This window comes from Kitasatospora sp. NPDC004745 (assembly GCF_042873275.1).
In the GTDB taxonomy this organism is placed as follows: Bacteria; Actinomycetota; Actinomycetes; order Streptomycetales; family Streptomycetaceae; genus Kitasatospora.
In genome coordinates this window covers 1-25,806 of record NZ_JBIALK010000009.1, presented here as the reverse complement: position 1 = coordinate 25,806, position 25,806 = coordinate 1, and the positions used below count along the sequence as shown (strand labels likewise).

At 74.6% G+C, this 25,806-nt stretch carries 16 protein-coding genes and 1 pseudogene; 9 read left to right on the top strand and 8 right to left on the bottom strand.

The genetic code is table 11. The features are described 5' to 3' along the window. The first annotated feature begins 790 nt into the window (after window positions 1-790). Window positions 791-1,591, top strand: a complete 801-nt coding sequence (locus ACFYUY_RS17315) for a GNAT family N-acetyltransferase (protein WP_387901346.1) — start codon at window positions 791-793, stop codon at window positions 1,589-1,591. A 132-nt stretch (window positions 1,592-1,723) separates the two neighbouring features. Here ACFYUY_RS17315 and ACFYUY_RS17310 read toward each other — a convergent pair whose 3' ends face one another. After that, window positions 1,724-2,794 (bottom strand): HAD family hydrolase, encoded by a 1,071-nt coding sequence (locus ACFYUY_RS17310; RefSeq protein WP_360209274.1) that lies wholly within the window; start codon window positions 2,792-2,794, stop codon window positions 1,724-1,726. A gap of 946 nt (window positions 2,795-3,740) precedes the next feature. Between ACFYUY_RS17310 and ACFYUY_RS17305 the strand changes: the two are divergent. Further along, window positions 3,741-4,202: pseudogene (locus ACFYUY_RS17305) on the top strand (universal stress protein); the annotation flags it as partial. Window positions 4,203-4,327: 125 nt separating this feature from the next. On the opposite strand, the gene ACFYUY_RS17300 reads toward ACFYUY_RS17305, so the two are convergent. From ACFYUY_RS17300 to ACFYUY_RS17285, 4 genes are all read right to left on the bottom strand, one after another. Beyond that, window positions 4,328-5,518, bottom strand: a complete 1,191-nt coding sequence (locus ACFYUY_RS17300) for an acyl-CoA dehydrogenase family protein (RefSeq protein ID WP_360209269.1) — start codon at window positions 5,516-5,518, stop codon at window positions 4,328-4,330. A 164-nt stretch (window positions 5,519-5,682) separates the two neighbouring features. Continuing rightward, entirely contained in the window at window positions 5,683-6,669 is a 987-nt protein-coding gene (locus tag ACFYUY_RS17295; protein WP_360209266.1) for a hydroxymethylglutaryl-CoA lyase, read from the bottom strand. Continuing rightward, complete coding sequence (locus ACFYUY_RS17290; protein ID WP_360209263.1) at window positions 6,666-8,966, bottom strand: biotin carboxylase N-terminal domain-containing protein; 2,301 nt, start codon at window positions 8,964-8,966, stop codon at window positions 6,666-6,668. The genes ACFYUY_RS17295 and ACFYUY_RS17290 overlap by 4 nt, the downstream gene beginning before the upstream one ends. 155 nt (window positions 8,967-9,121) lie before the next feature. Then, window positions 9,122-10,831 (bottom strand): carboxyl transferase domain-containing protein, encoded by a 1,710-nt coding sequence (locus tag ACFYUY_RS17285; RefSeq protein ID WP_360209261.1) that lies wholly within the window; start codon window positions 10,829-10,831, stop codon window positions 9,122-9,124. A gap of 132 nt (window positions 10,832-10,963) precedes the next feature. On the opposite strand from ACFYUY_RS17285, the gene ACFYUY_RS17280 reads away from it, so the two are divergent. Then, on the top strand, window positions 10,964-11,629 hold the full coding sequence (locus ACFYUY_RS17280) for a TetR/AcrR family transcriptional regulator (RefSeq protein ID WP_360209258.1): 666 nt from the start codon (window positions 10,964-10,966) through the stop codon (window positions 11,627-11,629). A 337-nt stretch (window positions 11,630-11,966) separates the two neighbouring features. Then, entirely contained in the window at window positions 11,967-16,073 is a 4,107-nt protein-coding gene (locus ACFYUY_RS17275; protein WP_387901339.1) for an ABC transporter transmembrane domain-containing protein, read from the top strand. Between the two features lie 151 nt (window positions 16,074-16,224). Here ACFYUY_RS17275 and ACFYUY_RS17270 read toward each other — a convergent pair whose 3' ends face one another. Continuing rightward, the gene (locus ACFYUY_RS17270; RefSeq protein ID WP_387901336.1) at window positions 16,225-17,211 is read right to left on the bottom strand and encodes an ATP-grasp domain-containing protein; all 987 of its coding nucleotides are present in this window, start codon (window positions 17,209-17,211) and stop codon (window positions 16,225-16,227) included. A 97-nt stretch (window positions 17,212-17,308) separates the two neighbouring features. Here ACFYUY_RS17270 and ACFYUY_RS17265 point away from each other — a divergent pair, with 97 nt between their 5' ends. Beyond that, window positions 17,309-17,842: an NUDIX domain-containing protein gene (locus ACFYUY_RS17265; RefSeq protein WP_360209251.1), complete on the top strand. Its 534-nt coding sequence runs from the start codon at window positions 17,309-17,311 to the stop codon at window positions 17,840-17,842. Window positions 17,843-18,015: 173 nt separating this feature from the next. Here ACFYUY_RS17265 and ACFYUY_RS17260 read toward each other — a convergent pair whose 3' ends face one another. Together ACFYUY_RS17260 and ACFYUY_RS17255 are read right to left on the bottom strand one after the other, a co-directional pair. Beyond that, window positions 18,016-19,308, bottom strand: coding sequence for a hypothetical protein (locus tag ACFYUY_RS17260; RefSeq protein ID WP_387901333.1), 1,293 nt, complete (start codon window positions 19,306-19,308; stop codon window positions 18,016-18,018). 118 nt (window positions 19,309-19,426) lie between these two features. Further along, a complete protein-coding gene (locus ACFYUY_RS17255; protein ID WP_387901591.1) occupies window positions 19,427-20,482 on the bottom strand; it encodes an ABC transporter substrate-binding protein in 1,056 nt (351 codons plus the stop codon). Window positions 20,483-20,762: 280 nt separating this feature from the next. On the opposite strand from ACFYUY_RS17255, the gene ACFYUY_RS17250 reads away from it, so the two are divergent. The 4 genes from ACFYUY_RS17250 to ACFYUY_RS17235 all read left to right on the top strand — a co-directional run bounded on the left by ACFYUY_RS17250 (window position 20,763) and on the right by ACFYUY_RS17235 (window position 25,433). After that, complete coding sequence (locus ACFYUY_RS17250) at window positions 20,763-22,334, top strand: APC family permease (protein ID WP_387901588.1); 1,572 nt, start codon at window positions 20,763-20,765, stop codon at window positions 22,332-22,334. Window positions 22,335-22,584: 250 nt separating this feature from the next. Then, the gene (gene trpS, locus ACFYUY_RS17245; protein ID WP_387901331.1) at window positions 22,585-23,643 is read left to right on the top strand and encodes a tryptophan--tRNA ligase; all 1,059 of its coding nucleotides are present in this window, start codon (window positions 22,585-22,587) and stop codon (window positions 23,641-23,643) included. Window positions 23,644-23,741: 98 nt separating this feature from the next. After that, entirely contained in the window at window positions 23,742-24,701 is a 960-nt protein-coding gene (locus ACFYUY_RS17240; RefSeq protein WP_387901329.1) for an LD-carboxypeptidase, read from the top strand. 51 nt (window positions 24,702-24,752) lie between these two features. Next, the gene (locus tag ACFYUY_RS17235) at window positions 24,753-25,433 is read left to right on the top strand and encodes a nucleoside/nucleotide kinase family protein (protein WP_360209239.1); all 681 of its coding nucleotides are present in this window, start codon (window positions 24,753-24,755) and stop codon (window positions 25,431-25,433) included. Window positions 25,434-25,806 lie beyond the last annotated feature (373 nt).

The window sequence follows — 25,806 nt, the reverse complement described above, 5'->3', positions numbered from 1 at the left end:
GCCGGCCTGCGCGGGGTAGCCGACCTGGGCGGGGTGGCCGGAGTGGTCGGCGCCGTAGGCCTGGGCGGGGTTGACGGCCCCTCGGCTCGCGAGCGGCCCGCCGTGCGGTGCTCCGCCGTGCAGGAGTCCCGCGTGCGGGGTGCCCGCGTGGAGGCCGCCGTGCTCCGCGGGCGCCGAGGAGGGGCCGGTCGCGGTGCCGGGCCCCGGCGCCGAGGAGTACGAGAGGTGGTGGGCTGCGCCCGGGGCGCCGGAGATGCGGGTGCCGGCGGCGATCGCGGAGGTGCCAGTGCTTCTCGCGGACCTGGCCGCGATACCGGCCACCGCCTGGCCGCTGTCAGGACCCGCGTCGCTCCTGCTCACCCTGCTCAAGGCGCTCAAGCCCCCTCGGTGGTGTGGTGTGGGTGGTGCGGCACTGCTCGCCAAGATCGAAATCTATCGGGTGGACCGTTGCCGTTGTGACAAGTTCACCATCCGACGCTATGTCGACATGGCAATTTGGCGTGATGCATTCGATCACGAAGCGTGGCACCCGTCGACCCTTCTGGGAAGAGGGCCCGTGCAACGGTGGCTGGTTGTCGAGGGGCCGCTCCCGGGGTGCCCGGGTTCCGCGCACCCGGCCGGCGGGTCTGGGCTGCGGATTTGCCCAAGCGGGAGGGACCGGCCCGAAATTGACCGAAAATAGCCGGTGCACAAGAGGGCGCACGCAACTCCTCCGTGCGCCTCCCAGGCCTCATCCGGCCAAGGCGGCGACGGCCCGGCCGGGGCCGGGACGCCGGGTTACCGTCCTGCTGTGAACACCCTCAGCCGGCTCGAACAGGCCAACGACAACGCCGCCGCCTTCTGGCTCGCCCAAGCCCGCGCGCACGGCTGGCGGTACCGGATCCGCCCCGACTGGACGGCGGTCCGCTGCGCCCGCACCCCCGATGACCCGCCCCGCCTCCTGGTGACCCGCCGGTACGCCGAACCGAAGCCCCTGGAAGCGGAGTTGGCCGAGCTCATCGAGGAGTGGGAGGCCGTCCGGTTCACCGTGGAGGACCCGTACGGCGGGCTCGACCTGACCGGCCTCGGGGCCGCCAGGATGCCCGCCATGCCGGTGATGACCCGTGAGCCGGGCCCGGTCGAGGGCGCCTCCGCCGCCCTCCCCGCCCGCGCGGAGGCGCGCGGCGGTGGCGTCCTGACGGTCGATGAGGCACTGGACGGCGACACGTTCGCGCTGGTCGAGCGCGCCGTCGTGGACGGCTTCCCGCTGCCGGCCCGGCAGCCCTGGACCCGTGGCGGGGCCCTCCCGGAGAACCTCCTGGGCGAAGCGGGGTGCCGGGCCTGGCTGGGCCGGGTCGACGCCGCCGTGGCGGGAGCCTGCCTGACCTACGACGACGGGCGGGTCACGGGCGTCTACTGGGTGGCCACGCTGCCCGCGCACCGCGGTCGGGGCGTGGCCGGCGCCGTGCTGCGGACCGCCCTCGCCCACGCGCACCCCGACCGCCCGGCGAGCCTCGTGGCGACGTCGCTCGGCGAACCGCTCTACCGCCGGCTCGGGTTCACCGAACAGGCCCGGACCAGCTGGTGGATCCGCACCCCGGCCGACTCCTGAGGGCCGGGGTGGACGGGCCGCCGGCCGGTTGCAGGCCCTCGACGGGTGACCGGACGGACGGCTGGCGGTGCGCGGACGGGCGGCCGGCCGGCAGCGGGTGGGTGGGCTGCCGGCGGTGGGCGCGCGGAGGCGCTACGGGGCGGCCGCGGCCGGGGCCGCGACGAAGGCGGTCGGTCCGGGCCCGGCCACCCCATCGGGCCTCCCGCGCAGGGGTGTTGGGCGGGCGCCGGTGGTCGCGCGGCGGCCGTCCGCCCCCGGAGCAGTGCCCTGGGCTGAGCCGGCGAGGCCCTCCGAAGGGCTCTCGGTGAGCAGGGCAAGCTCGCCGGTGCGGTTTCGGACATCCGACGGCCCCACTGGCGCACCGGAAGCACCGGCCGTCCCGCCACCCACGGCAACAGGCGCAAACGGGCTCGCCGGGGCGGTCGTCGCCGGGTGTGCGCCGGGCCGAGCGCCGAGGAGCGCCGTCGTGCGCACCGCCGCTCCGGCCGCCCGGCGCCGCACCGGACCGCCCGCCCGGATGCCCGGCCGCGGCGAGGGCGCGTTGCGCGCCGCGAGCACCTGGCCGACCGCCTCCGGCAGACCGGCCGCCTTCAGCGTCGGCCGGTAGCCGGTCTCGGCCCAGGGGCGGCCGTGGTGCAGCCAGACGCTGCGCAGGCCGGTCAGTTCGGCACCGGCGATGTCCGCGGGGGCGTGGTCCCCGACCATCCAGGAGTGCGACGCCCAGTCGCCGGTCGGCGCGACACCGCACCGCTGGGCGGCGATCTCGAAGATCAGCGGATCGGGCTTGACGCAGTCCGCCTCCTCGGAGATGACCCAGCCGTCGACCATCGGCCCCAGTCCGGTCCGCCGGATCTTCTCCAGCTGCGGCCGCGTGCCGCCGTTGCTCACGATGCCCAGCGTCCACCCGGCCGCCCGCGCCGTCCGCAGCGCGTCGATGTGACCGGACGGGCAGTGGATGTGCGAGTTGATGCCGCGTCGGTAGTGGGCGAGCAGGAACTCGGCGGAGACGTCCAGGCCGTAGCGGCGCCGGACGGCGGACAGTACGGTGCTGCGCGGTACGTAGCCGCCACCGTCCAGGGTGACGAACCAGTCGACGTCTCCGGGCGGTAGGTCTCGTTCGGACAGAAAATCCTGAGCCCAGGCCCGGAAAGCGGCGTCCCTGGGGAGCAGCGTGTTGTCGAGGTCGAACAGGAGCAGGGGCATGTGTCGCATGGTGCCAGCGGCCGTGCCTATGCACCTGGCAAATGCCAGAGCGCGTCGTGAAGCCGTGCACACTGGCTGAATCGGCATCCCGGCCCGGGTGGCGGACGGGGCGGGGCGGGCCCGTCGGGGCTGGTGGGACCGGTGGGGCGTGACGGTTGGCGACATGTCGCAACGGATCGTCGCCGATCCATGACAGTCCGGTCACGGTGTCCGGTGGGCCTGTTGCGTCACCCGGTCCGCTCAGTCAAGCTCCAGGGAACCTCCTTTCCGGAGGGGCGCGTCGCCGGCGGGCGGGGCGCACTGCCGTCGGCGGGCGCATCCTCCTTTTGCGGGAACAAAGGCGCTCCGAGGCTTCACCGCTGGGCTGGGACTCCCGCCCGTCGTACTCTGAAAGGAACAGGTCACATACGGTGCTGCGCGGCGCAGACCGACGTCATGCCGTGGGCGGGCCTGCTGCCCGGGCAGCGTTGTCCTCTCCTGTCGGCCCCTCTCCCTCGAAGAGCCGTGAGCCATGGCTGGTTTTGAGTCCTCCCGACCGCTGGAACCGGACGCGCCCCGCAGCGCGGGCGCAGCGACCGGGGACGGCCACGGCCCCGCAGCCGACGGCCCGGGCCCCGCGGACCGCGTTCCGGCCCCGGCAGAGCGCGTTCCTGCGCCCGGGGGCCGCATTCCGCCCGCTGTCGGCCACGATCCGGCCGACGGGCACGCCGAAGCCCGCGGCAACGGGCACGCCGACGCGTCCGCCGACGGTCGTACCGGCGGCCCGGGCCTCGTACGCGCACTGCGCGACGCCGCCCGGCGGGGCGGCATCGTCCGCCGCGGCCGGTCCGGCCCGCGGCAGCGCCGTGGCGAGCGTCCGGCAGGCTCTCCGGAGCCCCCGGTGACGGGCCGCCTCGGCCCGGGCGCCGAGCGTCCGAAGGCGTCCGATCCGTCCGGTGCGTACGTCGAGCCCACGGCCCAGGACGCGCCCGCGCGCCCCCTCGACCCGGTCTTCCAGCACGGCGTGGTCGTCGGCTTCGACGGCTCCCTGTCGAGCGAGCGCGCGCTCGCCTACGCGGTGGGCATGGCACGTCGCTCGCAGTGCGGCCTGGTGATCGTGCACGTCGCCAACCGCCTGCCCGCCACGGTGTGGGCGGGGTGTGAACCTCCCGTCTTCGTCGACCTCCCCGACCACCGGACCGAGGTCCTGGGCTTGGAGCTCGCCTGTGCGGACTTCCTCGCCGGCGTGCCGTGGATCCTGATCGAGCGGGGCGGCGACATCTGCCACGAGATCGAGGAGGTCGGCCGTGAGTACGCCGCCGACGCGATCGTCGTCGGCACGACGCACGGCCTGCTCGGCAAGCTCTTCGGCTCCGTCTCCGGACGGCTGGCCCGGCGGGCCAACCGTCCGGTGATCGTGATCCCCTGACGCCCTCTCACGGCGCCCGGCCCGGCGCTCCCCGCGCCGGCGGCCTCGCGATGCCGCCGGCTTCGTGGTGCCGGCCGCTCCTCAACGCCGTGTGAGGAGGGGGGTGTCGTTCCGGTGGGACCGGCTCAGAACGTGGCGCCGATCTCCCGCGCGATGAGCATCCGCTGGACCTCCGACGTGCCCTCCCCGATCTCCAGGATCTTGCAGTCGCGCCAGAACCGGGCGACCGGGAACTCGTTCATGAAGCCGTACCCGCCGTGGATCTGGGTCGCCTCGCGGGCGTTGTCGACGGCGGCCTCGGACGAGTACAGCTTCGCGATCGCGGCCTCCTTCTTGAAGGGTTCGCCGTGCAGCAGCCGGGAGGCGGCGTCCCGCCAGGCCAGGCGGGAGGTGTGGGCGCGCAGCTCCATGTCGGCGAGCTTGAACTGGATGGCCTGGTTGGCACCGATCGGGCGACCGAAGGCCCGGCGGGTGCCGGCGTACTTGACGGACTCGTCGACGCATCCCTGGGCCAGGCCGGTGGCCAGGGCGGCGATCGCGATGCGGCCCTCGTCGAGGATCCGCAGGAACTGGGCGTAGCCTCGGCCACGCTCGCCCAGCAGGTTGGCCGCGGGGACGCGGCAGTCGGTGAAGGACAGTTCGCGGGTGTCGGATGCGTTCCACCCGACCTTCGAGTACTTCTTGGACACCTGGAACCCCGGGGTCCCGGTGGGCACGATGATGGAGGAGATCTCGCGGGTGGGCGAGCCGAATTCGCCTTCTTCACTCGAACGAGCGATCGGTTCGGTGAGCGCGGTGACGGTGACCAGACCGGTGATGTCCGTCCCGGAGTTGGTGATGAAGCACTTGGTGCCGTTGATGACCCACTCGTCGGTGGTCTCGTCGTAGCGCGCCGTGGTGCGGGTCGCGCCGGCGTCCGAGCCGCCCTCGGGCTCGGTCAGGCCGAAGGCGCCGAGGAGTTCGCCCGAGGTCAGGCGGGGCAGCCACTCGCGCTTCTGCTCCTCCGTCCCGAAGCGGTGGATCGGCATCGCGCCGAGCGAGACGGCCGCCTCCAGGGTGATCGCCACCGAGGAGTCGACCCGGGCGAGCTCCTCCAGGGCGATGCCGAGCGCGAAGTAGTCGCCGCCCATGCCGCCGTGCTCCTCGGGGAACGGCAGGCCGAACAGGCCCATCCGCCCCATCTCGCGGACGATCTCGTAGGGGAACTCCTCCCGCTCGTAGAACTCGCCGATCTTCGGCGCCACCACGTCCTGGGCGAACTCGGCGACGGTGCGCCGCAGTTCCTCGTACTCGCTGCTGAGTCGGTGGTCGAACACGGTGATCCTCCTGGGGCCCGGCCGGGGTGGCCGCGGGCGTGAGCGGGACGACCGGCGTCCGTCGGACGGTGTGACGGTCGCACGGTGGGATTGGGTGACGAGCGGGGAACCGGGGCCGGCCGGCGGTCGGGTGGCCGCGTGGCCGGCCCCGGGCGGGGGGCGGGTCAGCCCCGGGCGGCGCCGAGCAGCGCCTGGACGGTGCGGGAGGGGCTGGGCCGGCCGAGCCGCTCGGCCATCCAGCCGCTGGTGGCGACCAGCGCGCGCAGGTCGACGCCGGTCCGGACGCCGAGCCCGTGCAGCATCCACACCAGGTCCTCGGTGGCCAGGTTGCCGGTGGCGCTCTTGGCGTACGGGCAGCCGCCCAGTCCGCCGGCCGAGGCGTCCACCGTGGTGACGCCCTCGCGCAGTGCCGCCAGGGTGTTGCTGAGGGCCTGGCCGTAGGTGTCGTGGAAGTGCACGGCGAGCCGCCCGACCGGCACCCCGGCGCGGGCGAAGCCGGCCAGCAGGGCGCCGACCTGCCCCGGGGTGGCCACGCCGATGGTGTCGCCGAGGCTCAGCTCGGCGCAGCCCATCTCCAGCAGCTGCACCCCGAAGCGGACCACCTGGTCGACCGGGACGGGGCCCTCCCACGGGTCGCCGAAGCACATCGAGAGGTAGCCGCGGACGGCCACGCCGGCCTCGGCGGCCCGTGCCACGACGGGGCGGAACATCGCCATGGCCTCGTCCGCCGAGCGGTTGAGGTTGCGGCGGGCGAAGGTCTCGGTGGCGCTGGCGAACACGGCGATGTCGGCGGCGTGGTGGGCGAGCGCGCGGTCCAGCCCGCGCTCGTTGGGCACCAGGACGGGCAGCCGCAGGCCGGGGTGGCGCCCGGGCAGGCCGGCCAGCCGGGGCACCAGCTCCTCGGCGTCGGCCAGCTGCGGCACCCACTTCGGGTGCACGAAGCTGGTGGCCTCGACGGTGCGCAGCCCGGCGGCCGCGAGCCGGGCGATGAACTCCGCCTTGACCTCGACGGGCACCAGGGTGCCCTCGTTCTGCAGTCCGTCGCGCGGTCCGACCTCGTGGATCCGGACCTCCTCGGGCAGGCCGGGGGCGCGGACGGGGTCGGGCAGCCCCAGGTCGAGCGCGTCGGGCTCGCGGCCGGGGGCGGTCACGACCGCACCCCGGCGGGCGCGGGGGCGGCCTGCCCGCCGGCGTCCCGGCCGTCGGCGTGGTCCTCGGCCGGGGCGACCACGACCAGCAGGTCCTCCATCGCGACGGTGGCGCCGGCGGCGACCCGAAGGTCGGCCACCACGCCGTCGTGCGGGGCGGCGATCACGTGTTCCATCTTCATGGCCTCCAGCACGAGCAGGGGCTGGCCCTTGCGGACCGTCTCGCCCGCCGTGGTCTTGACGACGGTGACGGTCCCGGGCATCGGGGCGGTCAGGGCGCCGTGGTGGGCGGCGGCCCCGGCGGCGTTCTCGGCGACCGGGTCGTGCGGGTGCAGCGGCCAGGCGTCGCCCTCCGCACCGAGCCAGGTCACCGGACCGGCGGCGAGGCCGGGGGAGGCGTCGACGGCCAGCGCGAACGCGGTCCGCAGGCCGTCGACGGTCAGGTGCAGCCGGTCGCCGGTCAGGGTCGCGCGGGCGCGGTGGACGGGGCCGGCGTCGAGCCGGAGCTCCACCTCGCGGGTGACCTCGGCGGGATTGTCAGTGGCATCGGCTACGTTGCCCGCAGTGATCGGACGGATGCACACCGACACCGGGTCCTGGCCGGGGGTGCGGAGTCGGTGGGTGGTCCAGGCGGGGGTGCCGCCCAGGCGCCAGCCGGAGGGGAGGGAGAACGGGTCGGTCCAGCCGCCGGGGTCGGCGGCGGGGGTGAGGTCGAGGTGCCGCGCCAGCGCGGCCGCGTAGTAGAGGAGGTGGGCGGATGTCGGAGCGCCGGAGGGGAGCGGGCCGGTCGCCCCCGTGCCGTCGCCGGTGCCGGCCTCCTCGGCCGGGTGCCCGGGGTCGGCCGCGTTCGCCGGCGAGTACGGCGAGGCGAGCAGTCCGGGCTGCTGCCGGGCCGTCTGCTCCACCAGTCCGGTGTCCAGTCGGCCGGCGGCGACGTCGGGGTGGGCGAGCAGTCGGCGCAGGAAGCCCGTGTTGGTGGTGACGCCCAGGATCCGGGTGTCGGCCAGCGCGGCGCGCAGCCGGCGCAGCGCGGTCGGGCGGTCGGGCCCGTACGCGATGACCTTGGCGAGCATGGGGTCGTAGGCGCTGGTGACGACGGATCCGGGGGCGACCCCGGAGTCGACGCGGACGCCCTCGCCGCGGGGCTCGTCCAGGACGAGGATGCGGCCGCCGGTGGGCAGGAAGTCCCGCTCCGGGTCCTCGGCGCAGATCCGGGCCTCGATGGCGTGGCCCAGGAAGGAGACGTCGGACTGACCGAAGGAGAGCCGCTCTCCGGCGGCGATCCGCAGCTGCCACTCGACCAGGTCGAGTCGGGCCGCGTCCTCGCCGACGGCGACGGCGAGCTCGGTGACGGGGTGTTCCACCTGGAGACGGGTGTTCATCTCCATGAAGAAGAAGTCCCGCACCCCGTCGGTGGCGGCGGAGGCGGGGTCGGCCGGGTCGATGCCGGGGACGATGAACTCCACGGTGCCGGCCCCGGTGTAGCCGCAGGACTCCGCGGCGCGGACGGCCGCAGCGCCCATCGCGGCACGCGTCTCGGCGTTGAGCAGGACGGAGGGAGCCTCTTCGATCAGCTTCTGGTGGCGGCGCTGGAGGCTGCACTCGCGCTCGCCGAGGTGGACGGTGGTGCCGTGGGCGTCGGCCAGCACCTGCACCTCGATGTGGCGCGGCCGGTCGACCCAGCGCTCCAGCAGCAGGGTGTCGTCACCGAAGGCCGTCCGGGCGACGCGGCGGGCGGCGGCGATCTCGGTGGGCAGGTCGGCGGGGTCCCGCACCAGGCGCATGCCCTTGCCGCCGCCGCCGGCGGACGGCTTGAGCAGGACGGGGTAGCCGATCCCGTCGGCGGCGGCGACGAGCTCGTCGTCGGTGGGCGCGGTGGCCTCGCTGCCGGGGACCACCGGGACGCCGGCGGCGCGGACGGCCTCCTTGGCGTTGATCTTGTCGCCCATCAGTTCCACCGCACCGGGAGGAGGTCCGATGAAGACGAGGCCGGCGTCGGCGCAGGCGCGGGCGAAGCCGGCGTTCTCGGCGAGGAAGCCGTAGCCGGGGTGGACGGCCTGGGCGCCGGTGCGGCGGGCGGCGGCGAGGATCTGGTCGGTGCGCAGGTAGGTCTCGGCCGCGGAGCTGTCGCTGCGGTCGGCGGGGCCGAGCCGCACCGCGACGTCCGCCTCGCGGACGTGCGGGGCGTCGGCGTCGGCGTCGCTGAACACGGCGACCGAGCGCACGCCGAGCCGCCGCAGGGTGCGGATCACCCGGAGGGCGATCTCACCGCGGTTGGCGACCAGAACTGTGTCGAACATGGGAGGCGTTCCTCCGGGTCGAGGGGGCCGTACGAAGAGGGGGTGGCGGGCGGGGCGGGCGCCCCGGCCCGGGCGGTGCGTCGGCACCGCCCGGTCACGCCCGCGGAAGCGGGGTCACGGTCGGACGGGAGGGGTCGGAGCCCGCGGGGGCGGGGTCACATCCGGAAGACGCCGTACGGGCCGGGCTGCGGGAGCGGGGCGTTGGCGCAGGCGGTGAGCGCGAGGCCGACGACGGTGCGGGTGTCCATCGGGTCGATCACGCCGTCGTCCCAGAGCCGGGCGGTGGCGTAGTAGGCGCTGCCCTGGCGCTCGTACTGCTCGCGGACGGGGCGCTTGAACTCCTCCTCCGCCTCGGTCGGCCACTGCTCGCCGTGCGCCTCCAGCTGGTCGCGGCGGACGGTGGCGAGGACGGACGCCGCCTGCTCGCCGCCCATCACGGAGATCTTGGCGCCCGGCCACATCCACAGGAAGCGGGGTGAGTAGGCCCGTCCGCACATCGAGTAGTTGCCGGCTCCGTACGAGCCGCCGATCACCACCGTCAGCTTCGGGACGCGGGTGCAGGCGACGGCGTTGACCATCTTGGCGCCGTGCTTGGCGATGCCGCCCGCCTCGTACTGCCGGCCGACCATGAACCCGGTGATGTTCTGCAGGAAGAGGAGGGGGATGCCGCGCTGGTCGCACAGCTCGATGAAGTGGGCGCCCTTGACGGCCGACTCGGAGAACAGCACGCCGTTGTTGGCGACGATGCCGACGGGGTGGCCGTGGATCCGGGCGAAGCCGGTGACCAGGGTCGATCCGTACTCGGCCTTGAACTCGGCGAACCGGCTGCCGTCGACCAGGCGGGCGATCACCTCGCGCACGTCGTAGGGGGTGCGCGGGTCGACCGGGACGGCCCCGTACAGCCCGGCCGGGTCGACGGTCGGCGGCTCGACGGGGGCGAGCGGCCACGGCGCGGCCGAGCGCGGGCCGAGCCCGGCCACGATCGTGCGGACGATGGAGAGCGCGTGGGCGTCGTCCTCGGCGAGGTGGTCCGTGACGCCGGAGGTGCGGGAGTGGAGCTCGCCGCCGCCCAGCTCCTCGGCGGTGACCACCTCGCCGGTGGCGGCCTTCACCAGCGGGGGCCCGCCCAGGAAGATGGTGCCCTGGTTGCGGACGATCACGGCCTGGTCGCTCATCGCCGGGACGTACGCGCCGCCGGCCGTGCAGGAGCCGAGCACGGCGGCGATCTGCGGGATGCCCGCGGCGGAGAGCCGGGCCTGGTTGTAGAAGATCCGGCCGAAGTGGTCGCGGTCCGGGAAGACCTCGTCCTGCATGGGGAGGAAGGCGCCGCCCGAGTCCACCAGGTAGACGCAGGGCAGCCGGTTCTCCAGCGCGACCTCCTGGGCGCGCAGGTGCTTCTTCACCGTCATCGGGTAGTAGGTGCCGCCCTTGACCGTGGCGTCGTTGGCGACCACCACCACCTCGCGTCCGGCGACCCGGCCGATGCCGGCGATCACCCCGGCCGCGGGCGCCGCCCCGTCGTACATGCCGTCGGCGGCCAGCGGGGCCAGCTCCAGGAAGGGCGAGGCCGGGTCGAGCAGGGTGTCCACCCGGTCGCGGGGGAGGAGCTTGCCCCGGGAGGTGTGCCGGGCGCGGGCCTTGGCGCCGCCGCCGAGGGCGGCCGTGTCGAGCTTGTCGCGCAGCTCGGCGACGAGGGCCCGGTGCGCCTCGGTGTTGGCCAGGTAGGCCGCGGAGCCCGGGTCGGCGGAGGTGCCGAGCCGGGGTGCGGGGGCCGCGGCCCCCGGCGGTGCGGCGGACGGCGCCGCGGTGCCGTTCGCCGCGCTGAGCTGGACTCCGGCGGGTGTGCCGGCGGTGGAGATGACCATTCCCAAGAGCTCCCTTGCCCTCGGCGCCTGGTGGGCGGCCGGGTGCGGTACGCCCATGAGTCACACGTTAATTAACGTTAACTTACGCGCCCAGGTTAACGGCCGATAACCCGACTGTCTACGATGGGCAGCATGCCGAACGTCCCCGCAGCCTCCGCGCTCCCACGCCGCGACCAGATCCGCCGGGAGGCCGCGCGGCTGTTCGCCGCCCGGGGCTTCCTCGGAGTGGGCGTGGACGAGATCGGCAAGGCGGTCGGCATCAGCGGCCCCGGGCTCTACCGCCACTTCGCCGGGAAGGACGCGATGCTGGCCGACCTGCTGATCGGCATCAGTGAGCGCCTGCTGGAGGAGGGGCGCCGCCGGGCCGGGGGCGGTGACGGTCCGGCCGCCGCACTCGACGCCCTGATCGGCGGCCACGTCGAGTTCGCCCTCGACGACCGCGACCTGATCACCCTGCACGACCGCGAGCTGCTGAACCTCAAGGAGGAGGACCGGCGCAGCGTCCGCCGCCTCCAGCGCGGCTACGTCGAGCTCTGGGTGGACGTGGTCCGGCAGGCGTATCCGCAGCTGGCGGGCCCGAGCGCCGAGCCGGTGGCCCGGGCCGCCGTCCACGCCGTCTTCGGACTGATCAACTCGACCCCGCACAGCCTCGCCCCGAACCCGGCCCAGGGCGAGCGGGTCGGCCTCCAGCGCGACGGCATGGCCGCCCTGCTGCACGCCCTGGCCCACGGCGCCTTCGCCGCGGCGGCCGGCTCCGTCGCGGCCGACGCGGCTCCGGACGCGGCTCCGGACGCCTGAGGCCGGCACCGGCACGCCCCGCGGACCCCGACCCGCACCCCTGGTCCGCGCCCCTGATCCGTGCCCCGGCCCCGCCCGGCACCCCCGGCCCGGGTCCTAGGTCCAAAGGACGGCGCCCACCGGCCCGCGGCCGCTGGGCGTCCGCCGGGCCGTCCGCGACCCTGGAGGCAGGCGGGGGCGGCGTGCCGTGCGGGTCCGATCGGGAATCACCGCAGGGCGCGGGCTGTTTGCCAGACCGCCGGACCGGACGATCCGGGCCGTCCCGGCCCACTCCCACCCCACCCCGGTGGGAGAACGCCGTGGCGGCCACCCGACGAAATGGTTAGCATCCCTAAATATGCCTGAGACTCACGGATCCACGGTGGAGCAGTCCCCGAGCGGCCCACCGGTTCCCGGCGCCGGCCGGCAGGACACCGGCGCCGGCCCGCAGACCGGTCGGGGCCCGCAGAACGCCCAGGCCCCGCAGAACGCCGCGGCCCCGCAGGGCGGCGGGAGCCCGGAGACGACCGGCTGGCTGCGCCGGCTGGTCGGCTACTGCTGGCACTCCCGCCGGAGCGTGCTGCTCGCGTTCGGCGCCTCGCTGGTGGGCATGGCCGTCACCTCGCTGGTGCCGCTGGTCACCAAGCTGATCATCGACGACGTCATCACCACGCACACCCGCTCGCTGGCCCCCTGGGCCCTGGTGCTGCTGCTCGCCGCGGTCGTGGTCTTCGGCTGCACCCAGGTCCGTCGCTACTACGGCGGTCAGCTCGCCCTCGACGTCCAGCACGACATGCGCAGCGACCTCTTCCGCTCGCTCGGCCGACTCGACGGCCACCGCCAGGACCGCCTGGACACCGGCCAGGTCATCGGGCGCGCGACCTCGGACCTCCAGCTGATCAACGGCCTGCTCTCGATGCTGCCGATGATGACCGGCTACCTGCTGATGTTCGTCATGTCGCTGGCCGTGATGGTCTGGCTCTCCCCGCCGCTCACCCTGATCGCCCTGGTGATGGCGCCCGCGCTGTGGTGGGTCTCCTCCCTCAGCCGCAAGCGGCTGTTCCCCGCCACCTGGGCCGCCCAGCAGGAGGCGGCGGCCGTGGCGGGCGTGGTGGACGGCGCCATCGGCGGCGTCCGGGTGGTCAAGGGCTTCGGCCAGGAGGCCCAGGAGCTCGACAAACTGGAGCTGGCGTCCCGCAACCTGTTCGCCGCCCGCCTCCGGTCGATCCGGCTCAACGCCCGCTACAACCCGGCGATGCAGGCGATCCCGGCGCTCGCGCAGGTCGCGGTGCTGGCCTTCGGCGGCTGGCTGGCCGTCGACGGCCGGGTCTCGCTCGGCACCTTCGTCGCCTTCTCGGCCTACGTCGCGCAGATGACCGGTCCGGTGCGGATGCTCACCGCGGTCATCACGATCGGCCAGCAGGCCAGGGCCGGCGTGGAGCGCGTGCTGCAGCTGATCGACGACCGTCCGCTGGTGCAGGAGCGCCCGGACGCGCTGACCCTCGACCTCACCCGTTCCGGCCGGGACGGCGGGGCCGCAGAGGCCTCGCCCGACGCCGCCGTCACCTCCGGTTCCCCGGCCGGCTCCGCCGGCCCCCGCACGCCGGACGTCGCCCTGGAGTTCGACCAGGTCGAGTTCCGCTACGACCCGGAGCACCCCGCCCCCGTGCTGCACGGCCTCAGCCTGCGGCTGGCCCCGGGCGAGACCCTCGCACTGGTCGGCGCCTCGGGCTCCGGCAAGTCGACGGTGGCGCAGCTGGTGCCCCGCTTCTACGACCCGGCGGCCGGCGCCGTCCGGATCTACGGGCACGACCTGCGCGACCTCACCCTGGACTCGGTCCGTGCGGCGGTCGGGATCGTCCCCGAGGAGAGCTTCCTCTTCTCCGAGTCGGTCCGCACCAACATCGCCTACGGCCGCCCGGACGCCACCGACGAGCAGGTCGTCGCGGCCGCGCGCGCCGCCCAGGCCGACGAGTTCGTCCGCGCGCTGCCGGACGGTTACGAGACCAGGGTCGGCGAGCAGGGTCTGACCCTCTCCGGCGGCCAGCGCCAGCGCATCGCACTGGCCCGGGCGATCCTCACCGACCCTCGGATCCTGCTGCTGGACGACGCCACCTCGGCGGTGGACCCGCAGATCGAGGCCGAGATCCACGACGCGCTGCGCTCGGTGATGACCGGCCGCACGACGCTGCTGATCGCGCACCGGCGGTCGACGCTCCAGCTCGCCGACCGGATCGCCGTCCTGGACCACGGCCGGCTCCTGGACATCGGCACGCACGAGGAGCTCGACGCCCGATGTCCCCAGTACCGGGCGCTGATCACCGACCACGAGGCGGGCCGCGCCTCCCGGCGGCCGCAGGCGGAGCCCGCACCCGGGCAGCCGTCCGAACAGCACGCCGGGCAGCACGCCGAGCAGCATTCCGGGCAGCAGGCTCCCGACGACGCGACGGACCCGACCGCGGACCGGGCCCCCGACCACGCCCCTGACCAGGCCACCGGCCAGGCCCTCGACGGGTCCCCCGGGCGGACGGCAGGCCAGACCGCCGCGCCGGAGCGCGAACCGGCGGTCCCCGCCCTCCCCACCCCCGCCCTGGTCAAGGCGGCCCGCACCGCCAACCCCGACCTGCTGGCCACGGTCGCCGCGCTCCCGCCGGCCACCGACACCCCGGCCATCCCCCGGTCCGAGGCCGAGGCCGGCGACCCGGACTTCACCCTCCGCCGGATGCTGCGCCCCTTCCGGGCCCCGCTGGCCCTCGCCCTGCTGCTCGTCGCGCTGGACGCCGGCGCGGCCCTGGTGCTGCCGGTGCTGATCCGGCACGGCATCGACCAGGGCGTCAGCAAGGCCCTGATGTCCGGGGTCGCCGTCGCCGCGCTCGCCGCGCTCGTCGTGGTGCTGCTGGACTGGCTGGTGCAGAGCGCCGAGAACCGGGTCAGCGGACGGACCGGCGAGCGGGTGCTCTACTCGCTCCGGCTCAAGATCTTCGCCCACCTGAACCGGCTCGGCCTGGACTACTACGAGCGCGAGCTGTCCGGTCGGATCATGACCCGGATGACCACCGACCTGGACTCGCTGACCTCGTTCCTGCAGACCGGCGTCGTCACCGCCGTGGTCAGCCTGCTCACCTTCGCCGGGATCTTCGCCGCGCTGCTGATCATCGACGCCGGCCTGGCCCTGGTGGTCTTCGCGGTGCTGCCGCTGCTGGTGATCGCCACGCTGGTGTTCCGCAAGAAGTCCAAGGACCAGTACGAGCTCTCCCGGGACCTCATCAGCACCGTCAACGCCGACCTGCAGGAGAACGTGGCCGGCATGCGGATCGTCCAGGCCTTCCGCCGCCTGGACGCCAACACCGACCGCTTCGTCGCCCGGGGGGAGGCCTACCGCGAGGCCCGGGTCCGTGCGCAGCTCTACATCTCGCTGTACTTCCCGTTCGTCCAGTTCCTCTCCAGCGTGGCCGCCGCGCTGGTGCTGATCGTGGGCGCCGCCCGGGTCGACGCCGGGACGCTGACGGTCGGCGCGCTGGTCGCGTACCTGCTGTACATCGACCTGTTCTTCGCGCCGGTCAACCAGCTGTCCCAGGTGTTCGACGGCTACCAGCAGGCCTCGGTGGGGCTCGGCCGGATCCGGGAGCTGCTGCGCACCCCGACCACCACCGTGCAGTCCGCCGACCCGGTCCCGGTCCCCGAGGGGCTGCGCGGGGAGATCTCCTTCGAGGGCGTCAGCTTCGCCTACAACGGCGGGGCGGACGGCGCGCCGGACGTGCTGACCGGTGTGGACCTGCACATCCCGGCCGGGCAGACGGTGGCGCTGGTGGGTGAGACCGGCGCCGGGAAGTCGACGCTGGTGAAGCTGGTCGCCCGGTTCTACGACGCGACGGCCGGCACCGTCCGGGTCGACGGGGTCGACCTCACCCGCTACGACCTGGCGCAGTACCGGCACCGGCTCGGCGTGGTGCCGCAGGAGGCGTACCTGTTCGCCGGCACGGTGCGCGAGGCCATCGCGTACGGCCGGCCGCAGGCCTCGCCGGCCGAGGTGGAGACGGCGGCCCGGGCGGTCGGCGCGCACGACATGATCCTCAAGCTGTCCGGCGGCTACGACCACGAGGTCGCGGGCCGCGGGCGCAACCTCTCGGCGGGCCAGCGCCAGCTGATCGCGCTGGCGAGAGCCGAACTGGTGGACCCGGACATCCTCCTGCTGGACGAGGCGACCGCGGCCCTGGACCTGGCCACCGAGGCGGTGGTCAACCACGCCGCCGACCGGCTCAGCGGCGGCCGCACCACCCTGGTGATCGCCCACCGGCTGACCGCCGCCGAGCGCGCCGACCGGGTCGTCGTGCTGGACCACGGCCGGGTGGTCGAGGACGGGACCCACGCCGAACTGCTGGCCAGGGGCGGCACCTACGCCCGGCTGTGGGAGGCCTTCATCGCCGACGGCCACCCGGTGGCCGAGGCCGTCCCGGCCGGGTAGGTCCCCGGGCCGGGTCGCCCGGGGCAGCGTGGGCCGGAGTCCGACCGGACTCCGGCCACCCTCCCCGTCCGGCCACCCTCCCCGACCGGGCGGCCCCCGGCCGGGGCGTTCGGAGCGGCGGTGCCTGCGAAGGGCGACGGCCGCCCCGGCGTCAGGCGGCGATCAGCGAGGTCAACAGGCCCGAGGCGTCGATGCCGTGCGGAAGCTCGCTCACCTGCCCGTCCCCGACCTCGACCACCCGCCAGCCGGAGCCGTCGGCCCGGTAGGCGAGGTCGGTGGTGACGAAGCGGCAGCCGAGCGTCCGGACCAGCGCCTGGACGCCGTCGAGGTCGGGTTCGACGGTGTGGCGGGGCCCGTCGGGGTGCGGTCCGACCAGGACGGGCTCGCCGTCCAGCCACCACACCCGCGCCTCCGCGGCCCGGCCGGCCCCGTCGCCCAGGCCGTGGGCGCCATCGCCGGTTCCGTCGGCCCCCGTTCCGGCACCGCCCGGCGCGGCCGCCCCGGGGCCGCCGACCCCGCGCCCGGCGTCCGGGAGGCCGGCGAACCGCTCGAACCGCCGCAGCACCACCCCGCCGGCCAGGAACTCGCCCTGCAGCTCGACGAACCGGGCCACCACCCGGCCGACGGCCGCCAGGTCGGCCAACTCCGGGACGTAGCAGGCCTCGTGCCACTCGTGCTTGCGGGACTTCACGTAGTCCTTGACGATCGCCGGCCCGCTGCCGCCGAGCCGGGCCGCCGCGGCCGCCAGCTCCTCCGCCGCTGGCGCCGCCCCGGCGGTCGGGATCCACGTACTGGGCGGGGTCGCCCCCTCGAACACGCCGTACCAGCCGGGCAGTTCGTGGGCCGTCGCGTAGCCGGCCGCGCTGGTCAGCAGGTGTCCGCCGCGTGCGGTGAGCGCGGCGGAGAACTCGGCGTAGCGGGCCGAGGGCAGCATCCAGCCCCGGTACCAGAGCGGGCCGCTGCCGCGCGGCACCCGTAGGACGGCCTCCTCGGCCCGTCCGGCGAGCAGCGCGTCGTGGTCGACCAGGTGGTGCTCGCCGCCCGACTCCCGCAACAGCCGCGCCTCCCAGGCGAAGTGCGGGTCGGGTCGGCGCGGGTTGAGCGGGTCGGCGGGGAGGAGGATCGCGGGTACGGGCATGGCCGTCAGGGTACGGCCGAAGTCGGGCCCGTGTCGGCGGCTTTCACTCCGGTGAATTCGGCTCGACGGCCCGGGGCTGCGCTGCCAGAGTGATCCGATGCGAAATCTGCTGCGATCCCGCAAGCGCGTTCCCCGACAGGCCGCCCGCACCGTCGTCCTGGACGAGGGAGGTTCGGTCTTCCTGCTGCGTTCGGACAACGACGAGGTGGGCGTGCACTGGACGATGCCCGGCGGCGGACTGGACACCGGCGAGAGCCCGTGGACCGGCGCGCGGCGCGAGCTCTGGGAGGAGACCGGCTGGACCGACCTCGAACCCGGCCCGTTGCTCTGCACCTGGGAGCACGACTTCACCTGGCACGGCACCCCGGTCCGCCAGCACGAGCACATCTACCTGACCACCGGTCCGCACCGCGGGCCGGTCGGCGACGTCAGCGCCGTGCACGCCGAGGACCGGATCCTGGACTGGCGCTGGTGGACCCCGGCCGACCTGGCCGACGAGAACGCCGACGCGCTCTGGCCGCCCCGGCTGCCGGAGCTGTTGGACGCCGTCCGTTCGGGCTGGGCGGTGGACGGTCGGCCCCCGGTGCCCGTCGACCTCGGCTACGTGCCGAACGCCCCGGACGTCCGCTGACGACGCCCGGATGCTGACGGCCGCATGCTGACGACCGCCCGCTGACGCTCAGCCACCGAGGGCCGGCCGCGATCCGCCACGCACGACCCCGCCGCACATCACCCGCCGCCCGCCGGGCTCCCGTGCGGGCGTCCCGTCGGCCCGTCGGCCCGCGGCTCGACGGCTCCTCGGCCCTACGGCCGCCCGCCGCGCCGGGCCCGCCCGCCCGGTCCGGCCTCCCAGCCGTGCAGGTCCAACTCCCGGTCGTGCAGCGCGGCGGGGTTCATCAGCACCGTCAGCTGCGCGCCGGCCAGTTGCTCGAAGGTGAGCCCGGTGGCGGCCAGCAGCCGGTCGGTCGGCACCGAGACGGCGATGGCGGGCCGCCAGGACGGCAGCACGACGAGGCTGGTGCCGCGGCCGAGCCGGACGGTGTCGGCCGCCACCCGGACCGGAGCCCGCTCCTCGGGGCGACCGACGGCCTCGGGTTGGAGGGGGCTGCCACTGATCAGGATGCCCAGCGGGGTCTCGCCGCGCGTCGCCCCGGGGTCGGCGGCCGGCCACTGCTCCACGGTCCGGCCGGCGTCGGCGGGTTCACCCGTACGGGGCAGGACCACCCGTCCGTCCCCGTCCTGGAGGCCGGCCGGGGCCGCCGGTTCGGCCGGGCCGACGGCGGCCGGTCCGGCCGGGGCGCTCTCCGGGTGCATCCGCCGCAGCCGGCGCGACGGGGAGGGCCGCCGCGACCCGAAGCCCCGCAGGTCCTCGCGGGCGGCCCGTAGGACGGGCACGTCGGTCTCGTCCGCCGTCGGGCCGGTCGTGAGGGGGAACCGGGTGTACCCGGTGGTTCCGGTGCCGCTCGCGCGCTCCGGACCCGCGGGGACCGCCGCGCTCCCCGGGTCGGCCGCGCCGAGGCCGCCGTGCACACCGTCCGTCCGGTCCCGACCGCCGGGGCCGCCCGCGGCACGGACCAGACCGTCCGGACCGTCCGGACCGTCCACGCCGTCCACGCCGTCCACGCCGCCCGAGCCGCCCGCGGGGCGCCCCCGGCCGACGCCGTCGGACTCCGCGGCCCGGCCCGCGCCGTCCCCGCCGAGCAGGGCCCGCACCTCCGCGACCGGCCGACGGCACGCGGCCGCCAGTTCGGAGACCGAGCGCCCCTGCGCGTGCGCGGCCCGCAGCCGTTCGGCGAGCGCCGCCCGCAGCCGTGACGTGGTCGGATCGTCCGTCGCGGCGTCCTCGTCGGCGGGGCGGCCGTCCGGCAGGGCGTCCTGCGAGCCGCGGGGCCGGGGCACCGAGTCGGGGCGCGCGCCGCCGGGGTGGCGCGGGTCGCCGGCCGGGCCGCTGGGGGAGGCCCCCGGGGCGCCGGCCGGGCCGGCCTCGGCGGCCGTCGTGACGGCGCAGCGCCCGGCGTGCGGTGCCGGCGTTCCGGCGCCGTCCGCGGGCGGGCCGGGCGGCGTCGGATCGGTTGCGGTGGGGTGGAGCGAGGTCATCGGCACGGGCCCTTCGGCGGACGGTCCCGACGATCCTCCCGCACCGCGCGATCAGCTCCAAGCGTCATTTCCGCGGTCGTGCGCGCGGACCGGGCCCGCCCCTACCCGGTGTGTCGGCTCAAGTGCCGGGCGCGACGAACCCCTTGAGGTCGCTGAGCACCGCGTTCGCCGCCAGGACGCCGAGCCCCAGGAACCAGGTCTCGTCCGAAACCGGTCGGGCCTGACCGGACTTGACCGCACCGAGGGTCTTCCAGAGCGCGCCGCCGAGCACCGTGTCCTGGTTGGTGGCGGTGGGGGTGCCGTAGACGCCGTAGAAGATCCAGTCGGCGTGGGCCTTGTCGATCTGCTCCGGGCTGACCTCCACCGCGAGTTCCTCGACCTGTTCGATCGGGGGCTGCGGCAGCGGCACGTCGGCGAGGACGGTGCCGATGAAGGACAGCCCGGCGTACAGCCGCGTGCGGCCCGGCATGAAGCGCAGCGGGGTGACGGTCGGCCGCTTGCCGTCGAGTCCGGCGCCGACCGCGGTGGCGGCCGCCTGGTAGGCGTCGAGCTGCGCACCGGCCTCCGCCTCCAGACCGAAGGGGCTGGCGTTGAGCCGGAAGTTCTGCTTCCAGGGGTAGCCCGGGCGCAGGGAGAAGACGGTCGGCGCGATCTTGGACAGCTGCGCGTACTGGTCCTGGGCGCGCAGCCGGCTGCCGAGGATCAGGTCGGGCTTGAGCGCGGCGATCGCCTCCAGGTTGAGGCTGTTGATGGTGCCGACCGCGGCGGGGGCGCCGGCCCTGTCCCTGAGGTAGGAGGGCAGCGACTTGGAACCGTCGGTGTGGACGACGCCGACCGGCTGGATGCCGAGCGAGACGACGTTGTCGAGCTCGCCGGTGTCCAGAACGACCACCCGGGTGGGCCGGGCGGGGACGACGGTCTCGCCCATCGCGTGCCGGACGGTGCGCGGGTAGACGCCGGGGGCGGCGTCGGTGCCGAAGCCCTTCATCTTCTCGATCACGGTGGCGTAGTCGTCGCCGCCCTGCTTCACCGACTTCTGGTCGGGCGAGGAGCCGCCGGTGCCCGGGGTCGACCCCCCGGAGGCGCCGGGGCCGCCGCTGCCGCCGGGTCCGCCGCAGGCGGTGAGGAGTCCGCCGAGGCCGAGCACCGCTCCGCCGGCGACGGCGGTGGACAGGAACCGGCGGCGGGACGGGGTGCGGGGGCCGACCGGGGCGGGGCCGACGCGGGCCGGGTCGCCGGGTGCAGGGTCGCCGGAGGTGGGGTCGCCGGAGGTGGGGGCCACGCGACGCTCCTTCGAGATCGAGGTTAGGTTAGGCAAACCTACTACGCGCGCCAAATCTCAACGTACGTGCATAAAATCACCAAGAGTTGGTCTGCTCAACCTTCTGCATCCGCACTAGAGTGCGCTGGTGCGTGATCAGCAGCTCTCAGAGCACGGAAGCAGCGGCCGGGCAATGGCGCCCGGCGCTCCGCAGGGCACCCCGGTCAGTGGTGCCAGTGGTGGAGTCCCCGACCGGGGGCCGGCGGGGGGAGCGGGGGACAAGGGCCTGTCGGGCAACTCGGTGGGCCTGTTGAGCAGCGTGGTCCTGGGCGTCTCGACGGTCGCCCCGGTCTACTGCCTGACCGCGACGCTCGGGCCGACCGTCACCGCGGTCGGCGTCCAGATGCCCGCGGTGTTCCTGGCCGGTTTCCTGCCGATGCTGCTCGTCGCGTTCGCCTACAAGGAGCTGAACAAGGACTTCCCGGACTGCGGCACGTCCTTCACCTGGACGGTCAAGGCCTTCGGCCCCCGGGTCGGCTGGATGGCCGGCTGGGGCCTGACCGTCGCGACGATCATCGTGCTCTCCAACCTGGCCGGGGTCGCCACCGACTTCCTCTACCTGATGCTCGGCGAGATGACCGGCAGCAGCCGGGTCGCCGACCTCGACCAGAACCAGGCCGTCCACCTGCTCACCGTGGTCCTGCTGATCGGCGGCGCCACCGCGATGAGCTACCGGGGGATGACGGCCACCCGGTGGTTCCAGTACGGCCTGGTCGGGCTCCAGCTCGCCGTGCTGGTGCTCTTCTCGGTCATCGCCATCGGCAAGGCCGCCGCGGGCGAGCTCCCCGACTCGATCGGCTTCTCGGCCTCCTGGCTCAACCCACTGGAGGTCGGCTCCTTCAGCGCCTTCACCGCCGGCCTGTCCCTGTCGATCTTCATGTACTGGGGCTGGGACACCTGCCTCACCATGAACGAGGAGACCCTCGGCAGCTCCAGGACGCCGGGCCGTGCGGCGATGACCTCCATGGTCACCCTGGTCGGCTCCTACCTGCTGGTGGCGATCGCCGCCCAGATGTTCGCGGGCGTCGGCTCCACCGGCCCGGGCCTGGGCAATCCGGAGACCTCCGACAACGTCTTCGCCGCGCTCGCCCGCCCGGTGCTCGGGTCGCCCTGGAGCGTCCTGCTCTTCCTGGCCGTGGTCGCGAGCGCCGCCGCCAGCCTGCAGACCACCTTCATCCCGGTGGCCCGCACGCTGCTCGCGATGAGCGCCTACCGCGCCGTGCCGCCGCGCTTCGGCGCCGTCCACCCGCGCTTCCGCACCCCCGGCTACGCCACCGCCGCGGCCGGCGCCGCCACCGCCGTCTTCTACGTCGGCATGAGCCTGATCAGCGAGGACGTGGTCGAGGACACCATCCTGGCGCTCGGTCTGATGATCTGCTTCTACTACGCGCTGACCGCATTCGCCTGCGTCTGGTACTTCCGCCGCTCGCTGCGCAACGGCCCGCGCGACCTCTTCCTCAAGGGCGTCGCCCCACTGCTCGGCGGCGTGCTGCTGAGCGGGGTCTTCCTGCAGACCCTCACCGACGCCTGGGACCCGGAGTACGGCAGCGGAGCCGTCCTCGGCATCGGCTCGGTGTTCGTCATCGGCGTCGGCATCCTGCTGCTCGGCGCGGCGCTGATGACCGGCTACGGCCTGGTCCGGCCGGAGTTCTTCCGCGGCGAGACGCTGCGCCGGGACACCCCCGCGCTGGTCGTCGAGGACTGAAACGGGCGCCGGGCGCCGGTGGCCGGCGGTCGATCGCCGGATCGACCGACCGGCCACGCCGGCGGACCGTCGGCGCTATCCTCGAGCACATGAAGCTTCACGCGGGCCTGAGCTGGTGGCCGTCCTAGGACGGCCACCCCTCACACCTGACCCAGGGCCGTCCGGATCGGACGGCCCTGTCGTGTTTCCCCACGGGACGGGCTCCCGCCCCCGGACGGCCGCCACCACCGCCGCACCGAGGAGAAACCCGATGACCACCACCGCGACCGCGACCGGCCCCGCCGGCGCCGCCACCACCGCGACCTTCACCGCCGACCCGGGCACCGACCGGGTCCTCACCGGCGACCGCCCCACCGGCCCGCTCCACCTCGGCCACTACTTCGGCACCCTGCGCAACCGCGTCCGGCTCCAGGAACAGGGCGTCGAGATGTTCGTCGTGGTCGCCGACTACCAGGTCATCACCGACCGGGACGTCGCCGACCGGCTCGCCGAGCACACCGAGGACCTCGTCCTCGACTACCTCGCGGCCGGCCTCGACCCGGACCGCGCCACGATCTTCGCGCACAGCGCCGTCCCCGCCCTCAACCAGCTGCTGCTCCCCTTCCTCAGCCTGGTCAGCGTCGCCGAACTCAACCGCAACCCCACCGTCAAGGAGGAGATCGCCCACTCCCGCCAGTCCGCCGTCAACGGGCTGATGTTCACCTACCCGGTCCACCAGGCCGCCGACATCCTCTTCTGCAAGGCGAACCTCGTGCCGGTCGGCCAGGACCAGCTGCCGCACCTCGAGGTCGCCCGCACCGTCGCCCGGCGCTTCAACGAGCGCTACCCGCACAGCGGCGGCGAACCCGTCTTCCCCCAGCCCCGGGCGCTGCTCTCCGACGCCCCGCTGCTGCTCGGCACCGACGGCGGCAAGATGAGCAAGAGCCGCGGCAACTCCGTCGCCCTCGGCGCCACCGAGGACGAGACCGCCCGCATCGTCCGGGCCGCCAGGACCGACGCCGACCGGCGGATCTCCTACGACCCGGCCGCACGCCCCGAGGTCTCCGGCCTCGTCCTGCTCGCCGCCCTCTGCCAGGACCGCGCACCCGAGGAGATCGCCGCCGAGATCGGCGACGGCGGAGCCGCCGCCCTCAAGGGCACCGTCACCGACTCCGTCAACGAGTACCTCCGCCCGCTCCGGGCCCGCCGCGCCGAACTCGCCGCCGACCGCGCCCACCTGCGCCGGGTCCTGCGGGACGGCGCCGAGCGCGCCAACGCAATCGCCGACGCCACCCTCGCCGAGGTCAGGTCGGTGATGGGATCGGTGTGACGCGGACGGGGCATACCAGTTCCGGCGGACCCGGCCGGAACTGAGGCCGCATCACCCCGCCGACCGCGTCGCCCCGCGCCCCTGGAAGGATTCCGGTCATGGACCAGCAGCCGACCTCGCCCGCACGAGGGCTGACCCGACCGCCCCACCTGCGCCCCGGGGACCACGTCGCCGTGGTCGCCCCCAGCGGGCCGATCGACCCCGAGCGGCTCGCCGCCGGGGCCGGGATCCTGCGCTCCTGGGGGCTGCGGGTGACGGTCGCCCCGCACGTCCTCGACACCCACCCCTCCCTCGGGTACCTCGCCGGCGCCGACGCCGACCGCGCCGCCGACCTCCAGCAGGCCTGGCTCGACCCCACCGTCGACGCCGTCATGTGCGCCCGCGGCGGCTACGGCGTCCACCGCATGGTCGACCTGCTCGACTGGGACGCCATGCGCCGCGTCCCGCCCAAGGCGTTCATCGGCTTCAGCGACGTCTCCTCGCTGCACGAGGCCTTCGCCCAGCGCCTCGGGCTCGCCACCCTCTACGGTCCGCTGGCCTCCGGCTCCGCCTTCGTGACCGACGGACCGACCGCCGAACACCTGCGCCGCACCCTCTTCGAACCCGACTCGACCACGCTGCTCACCTCCGCCACCGCCACCGCCCTCGTCCCGGGCGTGGCCCGGGGCGTCACCGCCGGCGGCTGCACGCACGTGCTGGCGGCGGAACGCGGCACCCCGGGAGCGCGGCCGTCCTTCGCCGGCACCATCCTGATCCTGGAGGACGTCAACGAGCACCCCTACCAGCTCGACCGGATCCTCACCCAGTTCCTGCGCTCCGGCGCGCTCGACGGCGTCGCCGGCATCGCGCTCGGCTCCTGGGAGGGCTGCGGCCGACCGGACCGGGTCCGCTCCGTCATGCTCGACCGGCTCGGCCCGCTCGGCGTCCCCGTCCTGTGGGAACTCGGATTCGGCCACTGCCCGTCCTCGCTGACCGTGCCGCTCGGAGTCCCCGCCGTCCTGGACGCCGACGCCGGCACGCTGACCATGGCCGTTCCCGCGCTCGCCGGCCGGGCCTGAGGCGGACCGCGAGGCGGTGACCCGGTGAGCCGGGGTGAGTAGGGTGCGCGCATGAGTGTGAACGGGGACAGCCTCACCGCCCTCGCCCTCGGCCTCCTGCGGGGCCCGGGCAGCAACGCCCGGACGATCCTCGGGCTCGTCGGCCCGCCCGCGGCCGGCAAGTCCACGCTGGCCCGGCACCTGGTCGCCGAGGTCGAACGCGTCGAAGGCCCCGGCAGCGCCGCGTACGTCCCGCTCGACGGCTTCCACCTCTCCGGCGCCCAACTGCGGCGCCTCGGCCTGACGCACCGCAAGGGCGCGCCGGAGACCTTCGACGCCCACGGCTACGTCGCCCTGCTGCACCGCATCGCCGGGGACCGCTTCCGGGACGTCTACGTCCCCGACTTCGACCGCACCCTCGACGAACCCGTCGCCGCCCGGCACGTCGTCCGCCCGCACACCCGCCTCGTCATCACCGAGGGCAACTACCTCGCCTCCACCGACAACCCGTGGCCGGAGGCCCGCCGCCTGCTGCGCGAGCTCTGGTACGTCGACACCGACGACGCCCTGCGCGAGGAACGTCTGCTCCGCCGCCACCGGGACATCGGGCGCGACGAGGCCACCGCCCGCGACTGGGTCACCGGCAACGACCACCCCAACGGCGAGTACGTGAAGACGGGGCGCCCGCGCTGCACCCGGACGGTCACCGGCAGTGGTTTGCCCGCGGCGCCGAACAGGGGTAGTGTTCTCTAGTCGCTCGGCAGGGAGCACCGGACACGCATCGGCGCGGACGGTCCCGGGGCGGCCAATCCTTCGAAACACCACTTCCCGGCTCGGGCTGGGTCGCGCTTTGTCGCGGCTCGGTGCGTATTCGGCGTGCTCGTTTTATCGGATTGCGGTCGGATTCGCTTTTCGGAGCGGGGATCGGCTAGAGTTTGAAACGTCGGACGGGGCGTCAAACCCCGGAAGACACCGGCGAGTTGGATGACGAAGCCCCGGAAAACGGAGCGGAAAACATCTGATAAGCTGGAAACACGAAAGAACGAAGCGCCCGGAGGGCCTGCTGGAAGGCAGACCGAAGGAAGTGTCCGTTCCTTGAGAACTCAACAGCGTGCCAAAAGTCAAC